The organism is Streptomyces odontotermitis, from assembly GCF_050510915.1.
Classification (GTDB): Bacteria; Actinomycetota; Actinomycetes; order Streptomycetales; family Streptomycetaceae; genus Streptomyces.
The window spans coordinates 38187-58415 of sequence record NZ_JBNJLS010000019.1; the positions used below are offsets into that span (position 1 = coordinate 38187).

The following is a 20229-nucleotide window of genomic DNA, read 5'->3' on the forward strand; positions in this document are numbered from 1 at the left end:
CTGGCCCCGGCACACCCCCGCACGGTACTCATGACCCATGAGCAACGACGGGGGACGCCGGGCCGGGCCGGGTGACGGGCGCCTGATAGGCGGGCGTTACCGGCTCGGTGAGCGGATCGGGTCCGGGGGCATGGGCACCGTGTGGGGTGCCGTTGACGAGCTGGTCGGGCGGGACGTCGCGGTCAAGGAGCCGCGGCTGCCCGGGGATCCGCACGGGCCCGCGCGCGAGCGCATGGCCGCGCGGCTCTACCGGGAGGCGCGGGCCGCCGCTCGCGTCGAGCACCCGGCGGCCGTCGCCATCCATGACGTGGTCGTGGAGGACGGGCTCCCGTGGATCGTCATGGAGCTGATCCGGGGCGAGAGCCTTCACGAAGTGCTGCAGCGGGGCGCCCTGGCGCCCGCCGAGTCCGCCCGCATCGGCCTCGCCGTCGTCGGCGCGCTCGGCGCCGCGCACGCCAAGGGCATCGTGCACCGGGACGTAAAGCCCGCGAACGTGCTGATCGGCGCGCACGGCCGCGTCGTCCTCACCGACTTCGGGATCGCCCACGTCCAGGGCGAGGAGTCCCTGACCATGAGCGGGGAGTTCGTCGGGTCCCTCGAATTCATCGCGCCCGAGCGGATGTCGGGGCGGGGTGCCGGGCCCGAGTCCGATCTCTGGTCGCTAGGGGTGCTGCTCTATGCCGCCGTCGAGGGGTGGTCTCCCTTCCGGCGTACGACGGTCGAGTCCACGCTCGCCGCCGTGCTGTCCGCCGAGGCGCCGAAGCCCGTACAGGCCGGTGAACTCGGGCCGCTCATCGAGCGGTTGCTCGTGAAGGACCCGGAGGCGCGGCCCGGCGCGGGGGACGTGGCGCTCGCGCTGGCGGCCGTGGCGGAGGGGCGGGCGCTGCCGGAAGCCTTCACCGGGCCGCAGCCGCCTGCCCAGGACCCGTCCGGCATGCGGGAGTTGGCCGATGACGTGGGCACCATGAAGATGGGGCGTCCGGCGCCGGGCGTCCCGCTTGAGCCGGACACCCCCGAAGGCCCCACCGTCACTTCCGACCGGGACGACCCGGACGGTGCCCCCAAGCCGTCCCGTCGCACCCCGGCCCTGATCGCCGCCGCCCTCGCGGGTGCCCTGCTCGTGGGCGGGGGAATCTGGGTCGGCGTCTCCGTGGGCAGGGGCGACGACGGACCCTCGTTCGGGGCATCGGTCTCGGAGGGCGGCGACAGCGGTGAGATCGCCCCGCCCCGCGAGCCCGAGACGACGCCCGAACCGTGGAAGGTGCGCCGGGAGAGCAAGATCGTCGCGGAGCTCTCCGTGCCCAGGGACTACCAGGCGTACGCGCGTGAGGACGGCGACACCAACTGGGCCCAGGGCAAGCGGCTCGTGGAGTACGGCGCCAAGGAGGGCGACGGTGCGGTCCTGGTGCGCCTGACGAGGCATGCCATGGGGACCACGCCCGCGCTGGCCTGGGCGCGTCAGATGGGCGAGTTCTGGAAGGACAACGACAACAATGCGCGCTCGACGTACACCAAGACGTCCTTCCACGGCTATGACGCGGCGATCGCCGACACCACGTACGACGACGACCAGCGGGCCGTCGGGGACGCGACCCGCTGCATGCAGCTCATGATCATCACCGATGACCAGGAGTTCTACGAGCTCCGCGTCGACATGCCCAAGGGGACGAAGGAGGAGAAGGAGGGCACCGGGCTCTTCAAGGGCGTGCGGGAGCGCCTCAAGATCGGCAAGGCGATGGTGAACCCGTGAAGGGATCTTCGGTGACGCCCTGAAGAGATCTTTCCGGTGCGATCTCCGTGCGGTGTGTACATGGACAACGCCCTGATCAGCGGCTTTGTTGCCAGCGATCACTGGCGTGGTGTGTGCGGTCCGTGAAAGCTGATTACCGATGGGTACCCAAAACCCCGGCGGGCGCCTAATCTCACGACCATGACGGACTCGCAGGCCAGCGCGGCGCCCCAAGGAACGAACCCCATCGCCCCCGCCCCGGACGGCGTGCGCACCGCCGCCGACGTGGTCACGCCGGAGCTGGTCGCCCAGCTCACCCGCGACGTCATCGGCTCGGGACGCACGGCCAACCACACGCCGTTCACCGGCGAGAAGCTGGCCGACATACCGGAGTCGACCCCGGAGGACGTGGCCACCGCGTTCGAGCGCGCCCGCGTCGCCCAGGTCGCCTGGGCGCGCACCCCGGTGCGGCAGCGCGCCGCGGTCCTGCTGCGCTTCCACGACCTGGTCCTCCAGCGCCAGGCCGAGGTCCTCGACCTCATCCAGCTGGAGACCGGCAAGGCCCGCCTGCACGCCCACGAGGAGCTCCAGGCCGTCGCCGTCGCCGCCCGCCACTACGGCCGCAAGGCCCCCTCGTACCTGAACCCGAAGCGCCACACCGGCGTCGTGCCGACCCTCACCAAGGTGACGGAGAACCGGCAGCCGCGCGGCGTCGTCGGCCAGATCGCGCCCTGGAACTACCCCTTCGAGCTCTCGATCGGCGACGCGCTGCCCGCCCTCGTCGCCGGTAACGCGCTCGTGATGAAGCCCGACACCGAGACCTGCCTGACCGCGCTGTGGGCGCGGGACCTGATCATCGAGGCGGGCCTTCCGTCCGAGGTCTTCCAGGTGGTGATCGGTGAGGGTCCCGTCGTCGGGCCCGAGATCGTCAAGCACGCCGACTACGTCTCCTTCACCGGCTCCACCCGCACCGGCCGCGAGGTCGCGCAGGGCGCCGCGGGCCGCCTCGTCGGCGTCTCGCTCGAACTCGGCGGCAAGAACGCCATGCTGGTGCTGCACGATGCCGACGTGGAGAAGGCGGCGGCCGGCGCGGTGCGCGCCTGCTTCTCGTCCGCGGGCCAACTCTGCATCTCCATCGAGCGGTTGTACGTCCACGAGTCCATCGCCGACGAGTTCGTCGAGCGGTTCGCGGCGCGGACCAAGGCCATGCGGCTCGGGCGCTCCCTCGCGTACGGAGCCGACATGGGATCGCTGGTCGGCGAGCGGCAGTTGGAGACCACCAAGCGGCATGTCGACGAGGCCGTCGCGAAGGGCGCCACGCTCGTCGCGGGCGGCGTCGCCCGGCCTGACATCGGCCCGTACTTCTACGAGCCGACGATCCTGGACGGCGTCGAGTCCCCGATGTCGGTCTGCGCCGAGGAGACCTTCGGCCCGGTCGTCTCCCTCTACCGCTTCACCGACGAGAACGAGGCGGTGGAGCTCGCCAACGCCACCTCGTACGGCCTCAATTCCTCGGTCTGGACGAAGGACGGCAGCCGCGGCCGCAAGATCGCCGCCCGCCTCCGTACCGGAACGGTCAACGTGAACGAGGGCTTCGCGCCCGCCTACGGCAGCGTGCAGTCGCCGATGGGCGGCATGAAGGACTCGGGGCTCGGCCGCCGCCACGGCTCCGAGGGCATCCTCAAGTACACGGAGGCGCAGACCGTCGCGCACCAGCGGCTCATCCCGCTGGCGCCGTCGTTCGGGATGGACGACGAGAAGTACGCGGCGTTCATGAGCGCCAGCCTCAAGGTGATGAAGGCGTTCCGGCTGCGCTGAGCACGCCCCGGCCCCGCAGAGTTTTCAACGAGGAGAGTCCATGTCACAGGAGAGCTCTGCCCAAAACCCGGATGAGAGGCAGGAGTTGGACGAGGGACAGGAGTTGGACAAGGGGCAGGAGTTGGACGAGGGGCAGGAGTACGACTACGACGTCGTCGTCATAGGCTCCGGCTTCGGTGGCTCCGTCTCCGCGCTCCGCCTCACCGAGAAGGGCTACCGCGTCGGCGTCCTGGAGGCCGGGCGCCGCTTCACGCGCGAGACGCTGCCCAAGAACTCCTGGGACCTGAAGAACTACCTGTGGGCGCCCGCCCTCGGCCTCTACGGCATCCAGCGCATCCATCTGCTCGGCAACGTGATGGTGCTCGCGGGCGCCGGGGTCGGCGGCGGCTCCCTCAACTACGCCAACACCCTGTACGTACCGCCCGCGGCGTTCTTCAACGACCCGCAGTGGAAGGACATCACGGACTGGCAGGGCGAGCTGTCGCCGTACTACGAGCAGGCCAAGCGCATGCTCGGGGTGCGCCTCAACCCGACGATGACGCCCTCCGACGTCCATCTGAAGGCGGCCGCGCAGGCGATGGGAGTGGGCGACAGCTTCCACATGGCGCCGGTCGGCGTCTTCTTCGGCGACAAGGACGACGCCGACGGGTCGGCGACTGCCAGGCCGGGTCAGGAAGTCGCCGACCCGTACTTCGGCGGCGCGGGGCCCTCCCGCAAGGCGTGCACCGAGTGCGGCGAGTGCATGACCGGCTGCCGGCACGGTGCGAAGAACACCCTCAACGAGAACTACCTCTACCTCGCCGAGAAGGCCGGAGCCGTCGTCCACCCGATGACCTCCGTCGTCGCCCTCACCGAGGACTCGCGCGGCGGCTACGCGGTCTCCACGCTGCCCACCGACCAGAAGAAGAAGGGCAAGGGCAGGGTGTTCCGGGCGCGGCGGGTCGTGGTCGCCGCCGGTACGTACGGCACCCAGACCCTGCTGCACCGCATGAAGGACGCCGGTCTGCTGCCCGGCATCTCCGCCCGGCTCGGCGCGCTCACCCGCACCAACTCCGAGGCCCTGGTGGGCGCGCAGACCGACGACCGCCGCTACCGCCGCCAACACGGCGCGGACCGGGTCGACTTCACCAAGGGCGTCGCCATCACGTCCTCGATCCACCCCAACGACACCACCCACATCGAGCCGGTCCGCTACGGCAAGAAGTCCAACGCGATGGGCGGCATGACGCTGCTCCAGGTGCCCTACAGCGCGAAGGGCGGCGGCAGGGCGCGGGTCGCGGGCTGGCTCCTGAACGGCGCCAAGCACCCCTGGCTGATGGTCCGTTCGCTCTCCAACCGGCGCTGGTCGGAGCGGACCATCATCGGCCTGGTGATGCAGACCCTCGACAACTCCCTGACCACGTACCGCAAGGAAAAGGGCATCGGGAAGGGGTTGTTGACGGCTCGTCAGGGCCATGGCGCGCCCAACCCGAACCAGATCCCCGAGGCCACGCAGGCCGCGACCCTGCTCGCCGAGGAGATCAACGGCTTCGCGGGCTCGAACGTCGGTGAGCTCATGGGCACCCCGCTGACCGCGCACTTCCTCGGCGGCTGCCCGATCGGCGACTCCCCGGAGAGCGGCGTCATCGACCCCTACCACCGGCTCTACGGCCACCCCGGCATCTCCGTCGTGGACGGCGCCGCGGTCTCCGCGAACCTCGGGGTGAACCCGTCCCTGACGATCACCGCCCAGGCAGAGCGCGCGATGTCGTTCTGGCCCAACAAGGGGGCACAGGACCCGCGTCCGGCGCCCGGCACCGCGTACCGGCGGCTCGCACCGGTCGAGCCGAAGGCCCCGGCGGTGCCCGCGGACGCGTTCGGCGCGCTGCGGCTGCCGTTCCTGGGGATGCCGGCGGTGCCGGCCAAGAAGGAGTAGGTACGCGGCCAAGAAGGAGTAGGTACGCGGCCAAGAAGGAGTAGGTACGCGAAAGGACCTGCACCCCCCTCCGAGTGCAGGTCCTTCGCGGCTCAGTGGCCGCTTCACGCGGCGTCGGGCGGCCTTACGCGGCGGCGTCGGCGCCCTTCTTGCGGCGGACGACGAAGACCGCGCCCGCACCGGCGACGACGGCGATGCCGCCGACGAGGCCGAGGGTCGGCAGCATGGAGCTGGAGCCGGTCTCGGCGAGGCTGCCGGTGGTCGGGATCTCCTGCGCGCCGCCCTGCGGCTTCTTGCCCCCCTGCGGCTTGTGGCCGCCGTCGCCCGGCTTGGCGGTGCCCGGGTCCTCGTTGTGGCTGCCGGGCTTCAGGACCGTGAACTCGTAGAACGCGAACGTGTTGTGCACGCAGTTCTTCTCGGAGTCCAGGTAGCCGCCGAGGCCGAGCGCGTAGCCCGCGCCCGCCGGGGCCTTGGCGCTGATGTTGACGCGCAGCTTGATGTCGACCTTCTCCTTGGCGTCCAGCTCGGTAGAGCCGAAGAAGAGGCCGCCCTCGACCTCGTCCGCGATGGACTCCCAGGTCTTGGTCTCGGGGTTGAAGTACTGGATCTGCGCGTAGGTGGAGAGCCAGTCGCGCTCGTCGTCGCTCTCCGAGAAGCTGTCCACGGCCGCCAGCCACTGGACCTCGCCGAGGGCCTTGTCGCTGTGGTTGGACGCCGTCAGCTTGAACTGGTGCCAGCCGCTGCCCGCGACGATCTTGCCGGGCAGGCCGGTGACCGCGAGCTCGAGCGCGGAGTCGGCGTCGTTGCCGTCCTCGTCGACCGGGCACTCGGACGGCTCGTCCGTGGGCTCGGCGGTCTCGGTCGGCTTGGCGGTGTCCGTGGGCTTCGCCGTGTCCGTCGGCTTGGCCGTCTCGGTGGGCTTGGCGGTGTCCGTGGGCTTGGCCGTGTCGGTCGGCTTGGCGGTGTCCGTGGGCTTGGCCGTCTCGGTGGGCTCGGCCGTGTCGGTCGGCTTGGCCGTCTCGGTCGGGGGAGCCGTCTCGGAGGCCGACGCGGTCGGCGTCGGGGTGGTGTCGTCGGTCGCGAACGCGGCGGGAGCCGACAGGAGCGCGAGCGGGGCTATGGCAGCCGTGGCGGCTGCGGCCGCCATGGCACGGCGAAGCTTCATGAAGACCTCAGCGAAGTCCGGCGCACTGCGTCGGTTTCGCAGTGCGGAGGTGGGAGCCCTCCGCGGTGGGGCGCGGGCGTGGCCGTTGTTACGCATGCATGACCTGTGTTCCCTGTGAATGGTTGTCCTCGATTTCACAGAATTCTTATGTGGCGTGCATCACGCCCCCCGCGCACGATTTCGGCCTCGCCTTGTGCCGTTGCCCCCTGGTGTCGTACAACTGCCCGCGTTTGACGACGAGATGGCGAACGAGACGACGACGGAATGGGGGAGCGGCGTGGCCGTGCAGTCATCCGGCGGTCCGGGCGGACCGGAGGAGGACCCCGTCATACCCGACGAGGTGTGGCGGAAGTTCGAGGAGGACAGCGAGCGGGACATCCGGCGGTCCGAGGCCCCGAAGGAGCCGTCCGCGCGCGCCCGCATGGTGGCCGAACGGCTGCGCCGCCTCGACGAGGAGGCCGAGCGGCAGCGCACCGAGGGGCTGAGCCGCCGCAGGCGCCGCCGCGAGCGCAAGGACCCGGACCGCCACGGTGGCCCCGCCGAGCCCTGGCGCCCGGACGGCTGGCGGGCCGCCCCGGACGGCCCGCGCGCCGACCCCCGGGGCGAGCGGCGCCGCCGGGTGCTGAGCGTGGTGATCGTGATCGGCGGGATGGCCCTGATGATCGTGCTGTTGAGTCCCTATCGGTTCTGGGCCTGGTAGCGGCGGCGGAACCGAATGCGCTGATCTTGAGTCGTACTGGGGGACTGCAAGACGAAGGCGGGGAACAGAGCGTGAGGTCGACGGTGAGGCGTGCGGTGCGGGCCGCTTCGGTGGTGGCGGTGCTGGGGCTGGCGGCGGCGTGCAGCAGCGACGGGGGCGGTGACGACGAGGGCGGCACGAAGCCGTCGAAGTCCGCGGCCGCGCAGGGCGACCAGAAGCCCTCGGCGCAGGCGGTGTTGGAGCGGGCGGCGCTGACCAAGAAGGACGTGCCGGGCTACAAGATCGACGAGGGCGCGGGCCGGGACGCGCGGGGCGCCAGGGGCGGGGCCGTGCGGCCGGACGTCTGCCGCCCGCTGGCCGGGGCGTTCGCGCCCGTGCCGCCGTCCGGCGCCACGGCGCACGTCGACCGCGTGGTGACGGGCACCGACCTCAAGGACGCCACGTCGACGAGGGTGCGGCTCTCCTCGTACGAGGGCACGGGCGCGAAGAAGGCGATGGCCGACCTGCGGACGGCGCTGAAGTCCAAGAAGTGCGTGACCTTCTGGGACGGCGGCGAGCGCTCCTTCGGCCTGCGCGCGCAGGCCGCGCCCGGCAAGGGCGACGAGACCGTCGCCTACAAACTGGCCAGCCGCAAGGGCACGTTCCTCGTCCGCAAGAACGTCACGGTCGTCCGCAGCGGCTCGACCCTCGTGGCCTTCACGGCCGAGAACTTCCACGAGCCGGAGGTCGCCGGGGAGGACGGGGTCGCCGACGAGGCGAGCAGGGCCGAGCCCGAGCCGCCCGCGGCGGTCGTCGACGCGCAGCTCGCCAAGGTGGCGAAGTAGCCCCGGGGGTACGGGAGTCGAGAGCAGAGCGAAGGGCCCCGCGGGACGGATCCGCGGGGCCCTCGGCTGTCAGCACCGACGTCAGGGCAGCGTCGGTGCCACAGGGCGGCGCCGGGGGGAGTGCGCCGCTGACCATGGCTACCGGTGGCCGACCCGGCGCACAGGGGGCGCCCGACTGGTATCGACCAATGGCAATGGAGTTCTGGGGTACGGGACTTGAAGCCCCGTCTTACGCATCGTGGTGGATGGGCAGTTGTCGGCGCAACCGCTTCGACCACATCTGGACGGGATCGGGACACGGGACGGGGAGGGGGACGGGAGAGGGGGAGGCCGGCCGGCCCCGGGCGTCCCCGGAGCCGACCGTTCTCTTGGGTGACCGGGCTGCTGTCCCCTGCCGTCCGGTCACGTCTCTGGAGCGAGGTCCCACGGCGTGAGCGGATCCGACGGATCCGTACGCCTCATCGCTCCAGCGGAGCCACGCGTGGTTCTTTCGGGCCCGCCCCTGGCTGGCACGGACATCGGGACCAACGAAGCCCGCCCGAGCCCGGTCACGCGCCGTACGGGTGAGAACGCATCCGAACTCAGGTCCGCCCGGTGCGCCCCGGGCGGCCGCCCGCCTCAGACGCGGCCCCGGCACAGCTCCAGGAGCGTCATCGCGACCGTCGTGCCGGGCTTGCCGAGCGCGTCCCTGTAGTGGCCGAGGACCTCCATCTCGCGGGAGAGGTTCACGCGGCGGCCGCCCGAGGCGATGCGGGCCTCCTGGATGACGGCCGAGACGGCCATGCGTTCCTGGATGAGCCCGATGATGCGGTCGTCGAGCGCGTCGATGCGGTCGCGGGCGCCGGTGATCACGTCGGCGGCCTCGGGGGTGTGGGCGCCGGTCTTCTCGGTGGCGGTGGCGGTCATGTGGGGCTCCTGGTGTGAAGGGGTGCCCCGGAGCGGCAAGGCCCGGAAACCACAGAGCGCCCCGGGCCTTGTCGGCCCGGGGCGCCTGGGAAGTCGCTTGTCAGTGGATCAAGCAGCTCGACCATGGCAGCCGGCGGGCCGGTTGCCATAGGTAAAGAGGAAGCTGAGGTGCTTGGTCACGGGGCCAGTATGCACCCGCGGACGCGCGCCGGGTCAATCGGGTCCGCCGGGCGGCTCGGATCCTGAGACGGGGCGCCCGTCTGATGCGACGAAGGCGGTCCGCGCAGGACCGTTAGAATCGACAAATACAACCCCCTGCTCACGCCCTGAGCCCCCGCTCACCGCACTCCGCGCCGAGCTCGGCTCACGCTCAACGCCGGAAGGCCGCCGCCGTGTCCTCAGCGACCCCCGCTGCCGCCGCTCCCGACAGCCCGGACACCGTCCTGGTCGTCGACTTCGGAGCGCAGTACGCCCAGCTCATCGCCCGCCGCGTCCGTGAGGCCCGGGTCTACAGCGAGATCGTCCCGAGCACCATGCCGGTCGCCGAGATGCTCGCCAAGAACCCGGCGGCGATCATCCTCTCCGGCGGCCCCTCGTCGGTGTACGCGGAGAACGCGCCGACCGTGGACCGCGCCCTGTTCGAGGCGGGCGTCCCCGTCTTCGGCATGTGCTACGGCTTCCAGCTGATGGCCCAGGCCCTCGGCGGCACGGTCGACGACAACGGCGCGCGCGAGTACGGCCGCACCCCGCTGTCCGTCTCCAAGCCCGGCTCGACGCTCTTCGAGGGCACCCCGGCCGAGCAGTCCGTGTGGATGTCGCACGGCGACGCGTGCAGCGCGGCCCCCGCGGGCTTCTCGGTGACGGCCTCCACGGACGTCGTGCCGGTCGCCGCCTTCGAGGACGACGAGAAGAAGCTGTACGGGGTCCAGTACCACCCCGAGGTCATGCACTCCACGCACGGCCAGCAGGTCCTGGAGCACTTCCTCTACCGCGGCGCGGGCCTCAAGCCGAACTGGACGACCGACAACGTCATCGACGAGCAGGTCGCCGCCATCCGCGAGCAGGTCGGCACCAAGCGTGCGATCTGCGGGCTCTCCGGCGGCGTGGACTCCGCGGTCGCCGCGGCCCTCGTGCAGAAGGCCATCGGCTCCCAGCTGACCTGCGTGTACGTGGACCACGGCCTGATGCGCAAGGGCGAGACCGAGCAGGTCGAGAAGGACTTCGTCGCCGCGACCGGCGCGAACCTGAAGGTCGTCGACGCCAGCGAGCGGTTCCTGAACGCGCTGGCCGGAGTCTCCGACCCCGAGGAGAAGCGCAAGATCATCGGCCGGGAGTTCATCCGGGTCTTCGAGCAGGCGCAGCTGGAGATCCTCCAGGAGGACGGCCCCGAGGTCGCCTTCCTCGTGCAGGGCACGCTCTACCCGGACGTCGTCGAGTCCGGCGGCGGCACCGGCACCGCCAACATCAAGTCCCACCACAACGTGGGCGGACTGCCCGACGACATCGAGTTCCAGCTCGTCGAGCCGCTGCGCAAGCTCTTCAAGGACGAGGTGCGCATGGTCGGCCAGGAGCTCGGCCTGCCGGACGAGATCGTCCAGCGCCAGCCGTTCCCCGGCCCCGGCCTCGGCATCCGCATCGTCGGCGAGGTGACCAAGGACCGCCTCGACCTGCTGCGCGAGGCCGACGCCATCGCCCGCGAGGAGCTGACGGCGGCGGGCCTGGACCGCGACATCTGGCAGTGCCCGGTCGTGCTGCTCGCGGACGTCCGCAGCGTCGGCGTCCAGGGCGACGGCCGCACGTACGGCCACCCGATCGTGCTGCGCCCGGTCTCCTCCGAGGACGCCATGACGGCCGACTGGACGCGCATGCCGTACGAGGTCCTCGCGAAGATCTCGACGCGCATCACGAACGAGGTCGCGGACGTCAACCGCGTCGTCCTCGACGTCACGAGCAAGCCGCCGGGGACGATCGAGTGGGAGTGACCTCCCCGTAGCCGAGTCGAAGGGCGCTGTCCACAGCTGTGGACAGCGCCCTTCGCGTACGTGGGCCCGGGTGCGGGCGGGTCAGGCGCGCCTGCGCGTCCGCAGGGGCTCACCCGGGCACCAGGTCTCCAGGAGCAGATAGGTGTTGTCCTCGAGCGACGTGCGGACCACTTCCGTGAGCTCGGTGCGGAACAGGTGGAAGGCGTCCGCGCTCGGCGGTTTCACCTCGTCCACATACAGCGCGCGGGTCGCGTCGTCGCGCACCTCGATCGCGCGACCGGTGATCCGCGCGTCCCCGTCGGTCATCTCCGCGCCCGCGCCCGGGTTGGCCTGCAGCGCGAAGCGCGGATCGCGCAGCAGGTCCAGCGCCTTGACGGAGCGCGGCATCATCCCGAGCCACAACTCCCCGTGCAGGAAGCGGACTTCGAGCCCGGTGGTGCGCGGGGTGCCGTCCTTGCGCAGCGTCGCGAGGACGTGGTGGGTGTACTTCGTGAAGCGCTCTTCGATGGTGTGGGCGAAGGCCGGCTCGGCGGTGGCGAAGGCTTCCCAGTTGAACGACATACGGAGAGTCTCGCGCCCATACCCGACACCTCCTGTCGGGTTTCCGGCGCGTGTCCGGCGCCCGATCGGCGCCCCGACTCCAGACTCTCTTCACAGAGGACCCCTGTCTTCCTGTGCTGACCGCCGGTAACTTCCGCTCCGTACAGCCAGGGATGGAGGACACGACATGCAGGCGCCCACACCGATACCCGCAGAGCGGTTGCAGTTCGCGCTGCCGCCCGTGCACGAGACGCCGGACGACGAACGGCGCCACCGCAAGGAGCGGCTCGCGGGCGCGCTGCGGATCTTCGGGCGGCTCGGCTACGAGGACGGGGTGTCCGGGCACATCACCGTCCGGGACCCCGAGTACACCGACTGCTTCTGGGTGAACCCCTTCGGGATGCCCTTCCGCCACGTCACCGTCGGGGACCTCGTCCTCGCCAACGAGGAGGGGCAGGTGGTCGAGGGGCGCTATCACGTGAACCAGGCCGCGTTCACCGTGCACGCGCAGGCGCACAGGGCGCGGCCCGATGTCGTGGCCGTCGCCCACTGCCACTCGCTGTACGGGCGTGCCCTGTCCACGCTGGGCGAACTCCTCGACCCGATCACCCAGGAGGCATGCGCCTTCTACGAGAGTCACGCCCTGTACGACGGCTACACGGGCGTCATCGTGGACGAGGAGGAGGGGCGCCGGATCGCGTCCGCGCTCGGGGACCACAAGGCGGTCATCCTGCGCAACCACGGGCTCCTCACCGTCGGCGACTCCGTGGACGCGGCCGCCTGGTGGTTCATCTCCCTGGAGCGCTCCTGCCAGGTGCAGCTCAGCGCGCGGGCCGCGGGCCGCCCCGTCATGATCGGCCACAAGCAGGCGGTGGCGACGCGCGAACAGCTCGGCAGCGATCTGGTGGCCTGGATCAACTACCAGTCCCTGTGGCAGGACATCAGCCGCAGCGAGCCGGACCTGCTGGCCTGAGCCGCCGGTCAACCCGGGGGTCGGCCATTCACCCTCTCTGACCCGAACCGTGGCCCGAGCATGTCCTTCCGTGCGGGACAATTCCCTTTCGTTGCACGGAAGTTGACGGGTGGGGAAGGCGGCGTACGCGGTGGTGGCGGTACAGGAGGCGAGGCAGGGCGTGCACGGGGGCGGCTGTACGTGCGGTGACTGTCCGCATGGCGCGCGCGAGGGACACCGGCAGGCCGTCGCCGCGTTCCTCGCCCGGCGCGACGAGCTGGCGGCCGGGCAGGGGCTGCCGGCGGCGGTGGCGCACTCGGCCGGGGCGTCCCGGCAGTGGGTGTCGGACGAGCTGACCCAGTCCGCGCGGGCCGTCGCGGAGCGGGGCCGGGCCGAGGGCGAGGCATGGCTCGCGCGGCTGTGGCGCCGCACCGTCCTCGTCGTCTGGGCCGGGGTGGCGGTGCTGCTCCTCGTCCAGGCGCTCACCGCGATCGGTGCCGGGTGGACGCTCGCACGCACGGCGGGGCTGCTCGCGGCGCTCGTCGCGGCCGGACTCCTCACGGGGGCCGGATACGCGCACCGGGCGCGCGGCGGGGTCCTCGCGCCCGTCATCGGCGAGGACAACCGGCTCTCCACCTCCCGTGTGGTGGCGGCGAGTTGGGTGCTCCTCGTCGTCTTCTCCGTGCTCGTCCTCGCCGGTGAGCTGGCGGGGGCGGGGCGGCCCGGGCGGCGCGAGGAGCTGCTCGACGGGCTCGGGCCGGGGCGTGCGGCCGCCCTGGTGACCGTCCTCGCGGTGGTGTGCGGGGTCGCCGTCCTGGTGCGCAGGGTGGTGAGCCTGCGGGTGCTCGGGCAGCGGCTGCAGAAGGTGCCCGCCGACCGCCCGCGGGCCACCGACCCGGTCACGGACGACGAGGGACGCGGCTCCTTCACGGACGTCCAGTACGTCCTCGTGTCGGCCGCCGCCGTGGTCTTCGCCGCCGTGCGCCTGGCCCGGCACCCGGAGGAGCTGCCCGAACTCCCCTGGGGGCTCGCCCTGTTGGTGCTCGTGTCGGCGGCGACGTATCTCGCCGGGAAGTACGCCGAGGGCGGGCGGCCCGTGATCCTCTCCGTGGTGCGGGCGCGGGAGGCGGGCGATCTGGACGCCCCGATCCGCGTCGGCGACGACATCGAGATCCGCGGCGCCGGATTCGTGCCGCCCGGCGCGGGGGGCGCCGACCGGCTGGCCCGGATGGTGGTCCGCATCGGTGCCGTGTACGTGCACGTCCCGCTCGTGCCCGTGACCGGAGGCTTCACCAATCCGGCCGACGAGACGCTGACCGTCCCCGTCCCGGCCGATGTCGAGCCGGGCAGTGTCGTGATCCAAGTGGTCACCGCGGCGGGCGTGGAGACCAACCGCTGTGTGATCGACGTCGCCGACTGAGTCCTCCCCGGCGTCCCCGGCGTCCCCGGCATCGACGTCGTGGACCGAGCACTCCGCACCGTCCCCCTCCCTCCCCTTCGCTCCCGCACCTCGAGCCTTCGCTCCCGCACCTCGAGAAAACCGCCGCACGCTGCTGAGCGGTGGCCCCGTCTCGTACGTATGGTCAGAAGACGGCCCTACGGGAGAGGCGGCAGAGTCATGGCCCACGGCATGCGCACGGACAGCCACACCCACTACGCCGCGGGAGGCGACTGGCGCGCCACCGCCACGCGCTACTCCCTGCTCCCGCTGCGCGTCTTCCTCGGCGTCACCTTCATCTACGCCGGCCTGGACAAGCTCACCGACGGCACCTTCATGTCGGCCACCGGGGCCGGCTCGGTCGGCGAGACGATGCGCGGGGTGCGCGACATCTCCGCCGTCCCCGCCCTCGTCGACCTCGCCCTGAAGAGCCCCGTCGGCTTCGGCTACGCCATCGCGCTCGGTGAACTCGCCGTCGGCATCGGCACCTTGATCGGCCTCTTCGCCCGGCTCGCCGCACTGGGCGGCGCGCTGATCTCGCTCAGCCTCTGGCTGACCATGAGCTGGGCCGAGTCGCCCTACTACTACGGCAACGACCTGGCGTATCTGATGGCGTGGCTGCCGCTGGTGCTCGCCGGAGCCGCCGTGTTCTCCCTCGACGCGATGCGCGCCGACCGACGGCGTCACCTCACGGGTATGTCGGGCTTCTCGTCCTGAGCCGTCCGGCCGTCCTGACCGGCCGGTGAGCGGCGCCTGCGGTGGCCGCGCACCGACTGGGCCACGACGGCCGCGGCGGCCGCGAGACACAGACCCCCGGCCACGACGGGGATCACCACGAACCACGGGACGTCCCACAGGCCCCCCGCGTCGCCCCCGGAGACCAGGCCCGCCGCGATCAGGGCGAGCCCCGCGATCATCTTTCCCGGCTGGAACTCATGACGCAGCACGGCTCACCTCCGCCTGACCGAGACCGACTTCGAGCCGCAGCTCCACGGTGCCGCTGTCCTTGCTGCCCGCAGGCGGCTTCAACGTCACCCTCTCCTCCTTGCCCGGTGCCACATCCACGTCCTTCTTGGTGTCGTCGGGCAACTGGATGTCGCCGACGCCCACTTCGATGCGCGCCTTCACGGTGACGTCCTTCGGCACGATCACCCGCAGCCGCCCCGCACCCAGCTCGGCGCGCGTCGTGACGGTCTTCCCCTCACCCACCTCGACGCGGGTCAGGTCGAGGGTGCCGACGCCCGTGCCCAGCTCGTACTTCGGCCGGACGTCCGCCGCCGTGGCGGGGTGCCACTCCGTGCGTATCCAGTGCGTGTCGATGTTCTTCGGGAGGGCCGCGGAGGCCGCGAGGAGCGCGGCCGTGAGCACGGCGAGGACGATCGAGCCCGCTCCCGTGCGCCCGAGGAAGGAGCTGAGCGCGATGCCCAGGCCGAGGACGCCGAGCGCGCAGGCCAGGCCGGTCTGCAGGCTGGTGCCGAGCGGCTGCTCGTGCCAGGTCAGGCCGGTGCCGAGGCCGCCCGCGAGCAGTGCGAGCAGGAAGAACCAGCCGCCGATCCAGCGCGGCCCGCGCGGCTCGGGCGCGGTGGCCTTCGCCGCGGCGGCGCGCTCGTGCTGGGAGCGCTGGGAGCGCTGGGAGTACGGGGTGTCGTGCGGAGGATCAGGACGGTAGTCCACGGTGACCTTGTCCGGTCCCCAGAAGTAGCCGGACGGGCCCACGTGCGTGCCGTCCTTGACGATCGGGTCCCGCCACCAGGAGGGGGCCGGGGCCACCGGAGGGGCCTTCGCCTCGGGCGGGGCGTCCGCCGCGGCCTGGGCCGCCACCGGGTCGGGATCCTCGGTGTCGCGCTGCTGCGACCAGTACCCCGCGCCCGCGAGCAGGAGCGCGAGCGTGGCCGAGAAGGTCAGCGCGCTGCTGTTGTTCAGGAGCGTGAGGAAGACGCCGCAGCCGACCAGGGCGAAGAGCACGGCGGTCAGCGCCTGGCCGTCGACGCGGCCGGAGAGTAGCTTGCGCGCCTCGTTCTCCTCCGCGTCGTCGGCCGGGACCAGGAGCCAGGCGAAGCCGTAGAAGATCAGGCCGAAGCCGCTGGTGATCGCGAGCACCGCGAGGCCGATGCGGAAGATCACCGGGTCCATGTCGCAGCGCCTGCCGAGTCCCGCGCAGACGCCGCCCAGCATTTTCTGCCGCCGGTCGCGGCGGAAGACGCGCTCGCCGACCGGCCGGCCGGCCTCGGCGGCCCGGTCGGACATGTCATCGCGCGGCTCGGTCCGCGTCGGCCTCGGCGCGGAGCCCTGCTGATCCGTCATGCGTCCATGGTGACGGGCGCGGGGCCGCCGCGGGAGCCGGGACGACCCTGGCCGGACCCTGATATCGCCCCTGACGGTCCCCGATCCGCACAGATCAGGGGAGTCTCGGGGGTCGACCCTGATGCCCGTACCCCCGCGCCCGTGTGAACATCAATGTCATGCCAGAAGCCGTCGCACCCCCGATCGAAGACGAGCGGCCGCTGCGCAAGCTCTACCGCAGCGGTGACGGCCGCTGGCTGGGCGGGGTGGCGCGCGGTCTCGCCGGGCACCTCGGCCTGCCCGTCGTCTGGGTGCGGCTCATCTTCATCGGCCTGTGCATGGCGGACGGACTGGGAGCGCTGGTGTACGCCGCGTTCTGGTTCTTCGTGCCCCTGGGCGTCGGCGGCGTCGACGAGGCGCCGCGGCACCCGATGATGACCGCCGAGACCTCGCCCGACGGCCGCCGCAGACTCGTGGCCCGCAAGCCCGACAAGGGCCAGATCGTCGCGCTGCTCGCGATGGTCGCCGTCGCCATGGTCTTCATCAGCAGCGTCGACCTGACCGGCTCGGCCAAGGCGTATCTGGTGCCGACCCTCCTCGTCGGCGCGGGCGTCGCCCTGGTCTGGCGGCAGGCGGACAACGCCCGCAGGGCCCGCTGGATGGCGGTCGGCCGCCGCCGGCGCACCCTGACGATCGCCCGTTCCGCGGCCGGGGTGCTCCTCGTCGGCGCCGGAGTCTCCGGCATCTTCGTGCTGCAGGGCTCGGCCGCCCACCTCGGCGCCGTCCTGCAGGCCGCGCTCGCTGTGCTCGTCGGCATCGCGCTCCTCGCGGGCCCCTATCTCGTCCGCATGACGCAGGACCTCTCCGAGGAGCGGCTCATGCGCATCCGGGCCCAGGAGCGCGCCGAGGTCGCCGCGCACGTGCACGACTCGGTGCTGCACACCCTCACCCTGATCCAGCGCAACGCGGAGAATGCGGGCGAGGTCCGCCGCCTCGCCCGCGCCCAGGAGCGCGACCTGCGCGCCTGGCTCTACAAGCCGGAGGGCACCGGCAAGGACGAGGCGGAGGAGCCCGACACCCTCGCCGAGGCGGTCAGGCGCAGCGCCGCCGAGGTCGAGGACAAGCACGGCGTCCCCCTGGAGGTCGTGGTCGTCGGTGACTGCCCGCTCGACGACCGACTCTCCGCACAGATGCAGGCCGCGCGGGAAGCAATGGTGAACGCCGCCAAGTACGGTGGCGAGGGCGGCGCGGTGCAGGTCTACGCCGAAGTCGAGGGCGACACCGTCTTCGTCTCGGTGCGGGACCGCGGCCCCGGCTTCGACCTGGACTCGATCCCCGCCGACCGCATGGGCGTAAGAGAATCGATCATCGGCCGCATGGAGCGCAACGGCGGCACGGCGCGGCTGCGCGCGGTGCCGGACGGCGGCACCGAGGTCGAACTGACCATGGAGAGGGCGGAGAAGACGACATGAGCGACGCCACTGAGGCGAACGAGCCGACGGAGCAGCCCGGCACCGGGACCGAGCGTCGCGTGCGGGTCGTCCTCGTCGACGACCACCGGATGTTCCGTACGGGCGTGCAGGCGGAGATCGGCCAGACCGAGCGCACCGGCGTCGAGGTCGTCGGCGAGGCCGCCGACGTCGACCAGGCGGTCACGGTCATCACGGCCACCCGGCCCGAGGTCGTCCTCCTGGACGTGCACCTGCCGGGCGGCGGCGGCGTCGAAGTCCTGCGCCGCTGCGCCCCGTTGATGGCCGACACGGAGAACCCGGTCCGCTTCCTCGCCCTGTCCGTGTCGGACGCGGCGGAGGACGTCATCGGCGTGATCCGCGGCGGCGCCCGCGGCTACGTCACCAAGACCATCACCGGCACGGACCTGGTGGCCTCGGTCTTCCGCGTCCAGGACGGCGACGCGGTCTTCTCGCCCCGCCTCGCGGGCTTCGTCCTGGACGCCTTCGCGTCAACGGACGCGCCCCCGATCGACGAGGACCTGGACCGCCTCACCCAGCGCGAGCGCGAGGTCCTCCGCCTCATCGCGCGCGGGTACGCGTACAAGGAGATCGCCAAGCAGCTCTACATCTCCGTGAAGACGGTCGAGTCCCATGTCTCGGCGGTACTGCGGAAGCTGCAGCTGTCGAACCGGCACGAGCTGACGCGGTGGGCGACGGCCCGGCGGCTGGTCTGAGGGCCTGACGCCCCGTCGTGGGCGGGACTCACACCACCCGCGTGGCGCCCGCGAACGGCATCTGGTCGATGGGTGCGAGCCGCACCGGCGCGCTCGGGTTCGGGGCGTGGATCATCTGCCCGCCGCCCACATAGAGGCCGACGTGGCTGATGCCCGAGTAGAAGAACACCAGGTCGCCGGGGCGCAGTTCGGAGCGTGAGACCCGGCGGCCCGCGTCGATCTGGGAGTACGTGGTGCGCGGCAGGGCGACCCCCGCCGAGCGGTACGCGGCCTGGGTGAGGCCCGAGCAGTCGAAGGCACTCGGGCCGGTGGCGCCCCACACATAGGGGCTGCCGAGCGCCTTGTAGGCGTAGGAAACGGCCGCCGCCGCGCGGGAGTTGGGGGCCTTGGACGTTCCCGCGGGGGTGGCCCTCGCGTCGGCGCGGGAGGCGCCGCTGGTGTCGCTGGCGTCACGGGCGGGGCCGCCGCCCGCGAGTTCGTCGGTGACGTCCGCGCGCTGGTCCCCGGTGAGTTCGGACAGCAGCCGCCGCGCCTCGCTCAGCTTCTTGGTGACCGTCTTCTTGTGCCGCTTCAGCTCCGCCTGGCGGGACTTGAGGTCGGCGAGCTCGTCGTCGGCCTCGCCGCGCAGCCGGTCGATCCCGCGCAGCTCCTCCTGGACGCGGGTGACGGCCGCGGCCTGCCTGCTGCCCGCGCGGTCGGCGAGCGTCGCGCGGTCCAGGAACTGCTCGGGGTCGGAGGAGAGCGCGAGCTGGACGGACGGGTCGAGGCCGCCGGTGCGGTACTGCGCGGCGGCGTACGAACCGAGACTTTCGCGCGCGGAGTTGAGCCGGTCCTCCTTGCGGGCCGCCTCGTCGCGGAGCCCGTCCAGGGCCTTGTCCGCCTTGTCGGCCTTCTCCTTGGCGCCGTTGTACTTCTCGGTGGCGGCCTCCGCCTGGTGGTAGAGGGCGTCCACCTTGGCCTTCACCTCGGCGGGGCTGAGCTTGGGCTCCGCGTGTCCGGTGCCTTCGAACGCGGTGGCCGTCGCTGCCGACGCGAGTGCGAGGGTGGCGGCGGTACGGGCCGTATGGCCGCTGAGCGAGCGCTGTTTGGGCTTGCGGTGCGCTGCCACGAGTCGGGCCCCTTTCGCGTCCGGCGGCGGCCCGCACAGGGGAACGGGGCCGCCGCCGGACTTCTCGGCGGTGGTGGCCGACGGCCGCCCCTGGTCCGAGCGGCGGTGGGGAGCCGGTCACCTGGGCAAGGACGCTAAACCTGAGCGTCACGAGTTGGTGACGGATTGTCCGCAACTGACGCAAGGGGACGATGCGATGACCGTATGTGACCGAGCTGCCCGCGGGGCGGCGTCCCACTCCCTTACGTCCGTGACCGATGTGGTGTTTGTGGGCGACCTCGCCGTCAAGTGGTGCTATCGGCCCGGTTAGGCTCCGGACTCATGGACCTACTCATCCATCTCTTCGTCGGCCTGCACATCATCGGCATCGCCGCGCTCCTGGGTGGCTTCCTGACCCAGATGAAGCAGATCGGCGCGGGCGCGGCCCGCTTCACGCCGGCCATGCTGCACGGCGCGCTCACCATGCTGGTCACGGGCGTCGTCCTGGTCGGCCTGAACCAGGCCGACGACAACCCGGTCAACAACATCAAGATCGGCGTGAAGCTCGGGCTGCTGATCGTGATCCTCGCGCTCGTCTATGTGAAGCGGGACGACGAGAAGGTGGACAAGGCGATGTTCGGGACGGTGGGCCTGTTCACGACGGCGAACATCTTCATCGCGGTGCTCTGGACCTGAGCCTGCACG

General features: G+C 71.8%; 18 protein-coding genes. 12 read left to right on the top strand and 6 right to left on the bottom strand.

Going from position 1 to position 20229, the window contains the following annotated elements; all coding sequences use genetic code 11:
* Positions 1-37 precede the first annotated feature (37 nt).
* From ACQB60_RS35500 to ACQB60_RS35510, 3 genes are all read left to right on the top strand, one after another.
* Positions 38-1750, top strand: coding sequence for a serine/threonine-protein kinase (locus ACQB60_RS35500; RefSeq protein ID WP_496930235.1), 1713 nt, complete (start codon positions 38-40; stop codon positions 1748-1750).
* A gap of 180 nt (positions 1751-1930) precedes the next feature.
* Positions 1931-3547 carry a succinic semialdehyde dehydrogenase gene (locus ACQB60_RS35505; protein ID WP_496930236.1) on the top strand — a complete coding sequence of 539 codons (1617 nt, stop codon included), beginning with the start codon at positions 1931-1933 and terminating at the stop codon, positions 3545-3547.
* Between the two features lie 40 nt (positions 3548-3587).
* A complete protein-coding gene (locus ACQB60_RS35510; RefSeq protein ID WP_496930237.1) occupies positions 3588-5462 on the top strand; it encodes a GMC oxidoreductase in 1875 nt (624 codons plus the stop codon).
* A gap of 124 nt (positions 5463-5586) precedes the next feature.
* On the opposite strand, the gene ACQB60_RS35515 is transcribed toward ACQB60_RS35510, so the two are convergent.
* Positions 5587-6627, bottom strand: a complete 1041-nt coding sequence (locus ACQB60_RS35515; RefSeq protein WP_496930238.1) for an LAETG motif-containing sortase-dependent surface protein — start codon at positions 6625-6627, stop codon at positions 5587-5589.
* A gap of 241 nt (positions 6628-6868) precedes the next feature.
* Here ACQB60_RS35515 and ACQB60_RS35520 point away from each other — a divergent pair, with 241 nt between their 5' ends.
* Together ACQB60_RS35520 and ACQB60_RS35525 are read left to right on the top strand one after the other, a co-directional pair.
* A complete protein-coding gene (locus tag ACQB60_RS35520; RefSeq protein ID WP_496930239.1) occupies positions 6869-7327 on the top strand; it encodes a hypothetical protein in 459 nt (152 codons plus the stop codon).
* Positions 7328-7398: 71 nt separating this feature from the next.
* Entirely contained in the window at positions 7399-8151 is a 753-nt protein-coding gene (locus ACQB60_RS35525; RefSeq protein ID WP_496930240.1) for a hypothetical protein, read from the top strand.
* Positions 8152-8769: 618 nt separating this feature from the next.
* Here the strand turns inward: ACQB60_RS35525 and ACQB60_RS35530 are convergent.
* Positions 8770-9057 carry a chorismate mutase gene (locus ACQB60_RS35530; RefSeq protein ID WP_496930241.1) on the bottom strand — a complete coding sequence of 96 codons (288 nt, stop codon included), beginning with the start codon at positions 9055-9057 and terminating at the stop codon, positions 8770-8772.
* 392 nt (positions 9058-9449) lie between these two features.
* Here ACQB60_RS35530 and guaA point away from each other — a divergent pair, with 392 nt between their 5' ends.
* Positions 9450-11039: a glutamine-hydrolyzing GMP synthase gene (guaA, locus tag ACQB60_RS35535; protein ID WP_496930242.1), complete on the top strand. Its 1590-nt coding sequence runs from the start codon at positions 9450-9452 to the stop codon at positions 11037-11039.
* 81 nt (positions 11040-11120) lie between these two features.
* On the opposite strand, the gene ACQB60_RS35540 is transcribed toward guaA, so the two are convergent.
* Positions 11121-11600 carry a pyridoxamine 5'-phosphate oxidase family protein gene (locus ACQB60_RS35540; RefSeq protein WP_496930243.1) on the bottom strand — a complete coding sequence of 160 codons (480 nt, stop codon included), beginning with the start codon at positions 11598-11600 and terminating at the stop codon, positions 11121-11123.
* Positions 11601-11766: 166 nt separating this feature from the next.
* Between ACQB60_RS35540 and ACQB60_RS35545 the strand changes: the two genes are divergently transcribed.
* The 3 genes from ACQB60_RS35545 (at position 11767) to ACQB60_RS35555 (ending at position 14686) form a co-directional block, all read left to right on the top strand.
* On the top strand, positions 11767-12552 hold the full coding sequence (locus tag ACQB60_RS35545) for a class II aldolase/adducin family protein (RefSeq protein ID WP_496930244.1): 786 nt from the start codon (positions 11767-11769) through the stop codon (positions 12550-12552).
* A 133-nt stretch (positions 12553-12685) separates the two neighbouring features.
* On the top strand, positions 12686-13951 hold the full coding sequence (locus tag ACQB60_RS35550; protein ID WP_496930354.1) for a hypothetical protein: 1266 nt from the start codon (positions 12686-12688) through the stop codon (positions 13949-13951).
* A 198-nt stretch (positions 13952-14149) separates the two neighbouring features.
* Positions 14150-14686 carry a DoxX family protein gene (locus tag ACQB60_RS35555; RefSeq protein ID WP_496930245.1) on the top strand — a complete coding sequence of 179 codons (537 nt, stop codon included), beginning with the start codon at positions 14150-14152 and terminating at the stop codon, positions 14684-14686.
* Here the strand turns inward: ACQB60_RS35555 and ACQB60_RS35560 are convergent.
* The gene (locus ACQB60_RS35560) at positions 14653-14916 is read right to left on the bottom strand and encodes a hypothetical protein (RefSeq protein WP_496930246.1); all 264 of its coding nucleotides are present in this window, start codon (positions 14914-14916) and stop codon (positions 14653-14655) included. The two genes, ACQB60_RS35555 and ACQB60_RS35560, sit on opposite strands and share 34 nt — an antisense overlap.
* Entirely contained in the window at positions 14903-16216 is a 1314-nt protein-coding gene (locus tag ACQB60_RS35565; RefSeq protein WP_496930355.1) for a PspC domain-containing protein, read from the bottom strand. Before ACQB60_RS35565 ends, ACQB60_RS35560 begins: the two co-directional genes overlap by 14 nt.
* A 215-nt stretch (positions 16217-16431) precedes the next feature.
* Here ACQB60_RS35565 and ACQB60_RS35570 point away from each other — a divergent pair, with 215 nt between their 5' ends.
* Positions 16432-17724, top strand: coding sequence for an ATP-binding protein (locus ACQB60_RS35570; protein WP_496930247.1), 1293 nt, complete (start codon positions 16432-16434; stop codon positions 17722-17724).
* Positions 17721-18437, top strand: a complete 717-nt coding sequence (locus ACQB60_RS35575) for a LuxR C-terminal-related transcriptional regulator (protein WP_496930248.1) — start codon at positions 17721-17723, stop codon at positions 18435-18437. The genes ACQB60_RS35570 and ACQB60_RS35575 overlap by 4 nt, the downstream gene beginning before the upstream one ends.
* Positions 18438-18465: 28 nt before the next feature.
* On the opposite strand, the gene ACQB60_RS35580 is transcribed toward ACQB60_RS35575, so the two are convergent.
* Positions 18466-19545, bottom strand: coding sequence for a C40 family peptidase (locus ACQB60_RS35580; protein WP_496930249.1), 1080 nt, complete (start codon positions 19543-19545; stop codon positions 18466-18468).
* Between the two features lie 321 nt (positions 19546-19866).
* On the opposite strand from ACQB60_RS35580, the gene ACQB60_RS35585 reads away from it, so the two are divergent.
* The gene (locus tag ACQB60_RS35585; protein WP_496930250.1) at positions 19867-20220 is read left to right on the top strand and encodes a hypothetical protein; all 354 of its coding nucleotides are present in this window, start codon (positions 19867-19869) and stop codon (positions 20218-20220) included.
* The last annotated feature ends 9 nt before the right edge of the window (positions 20221-20229 follow it).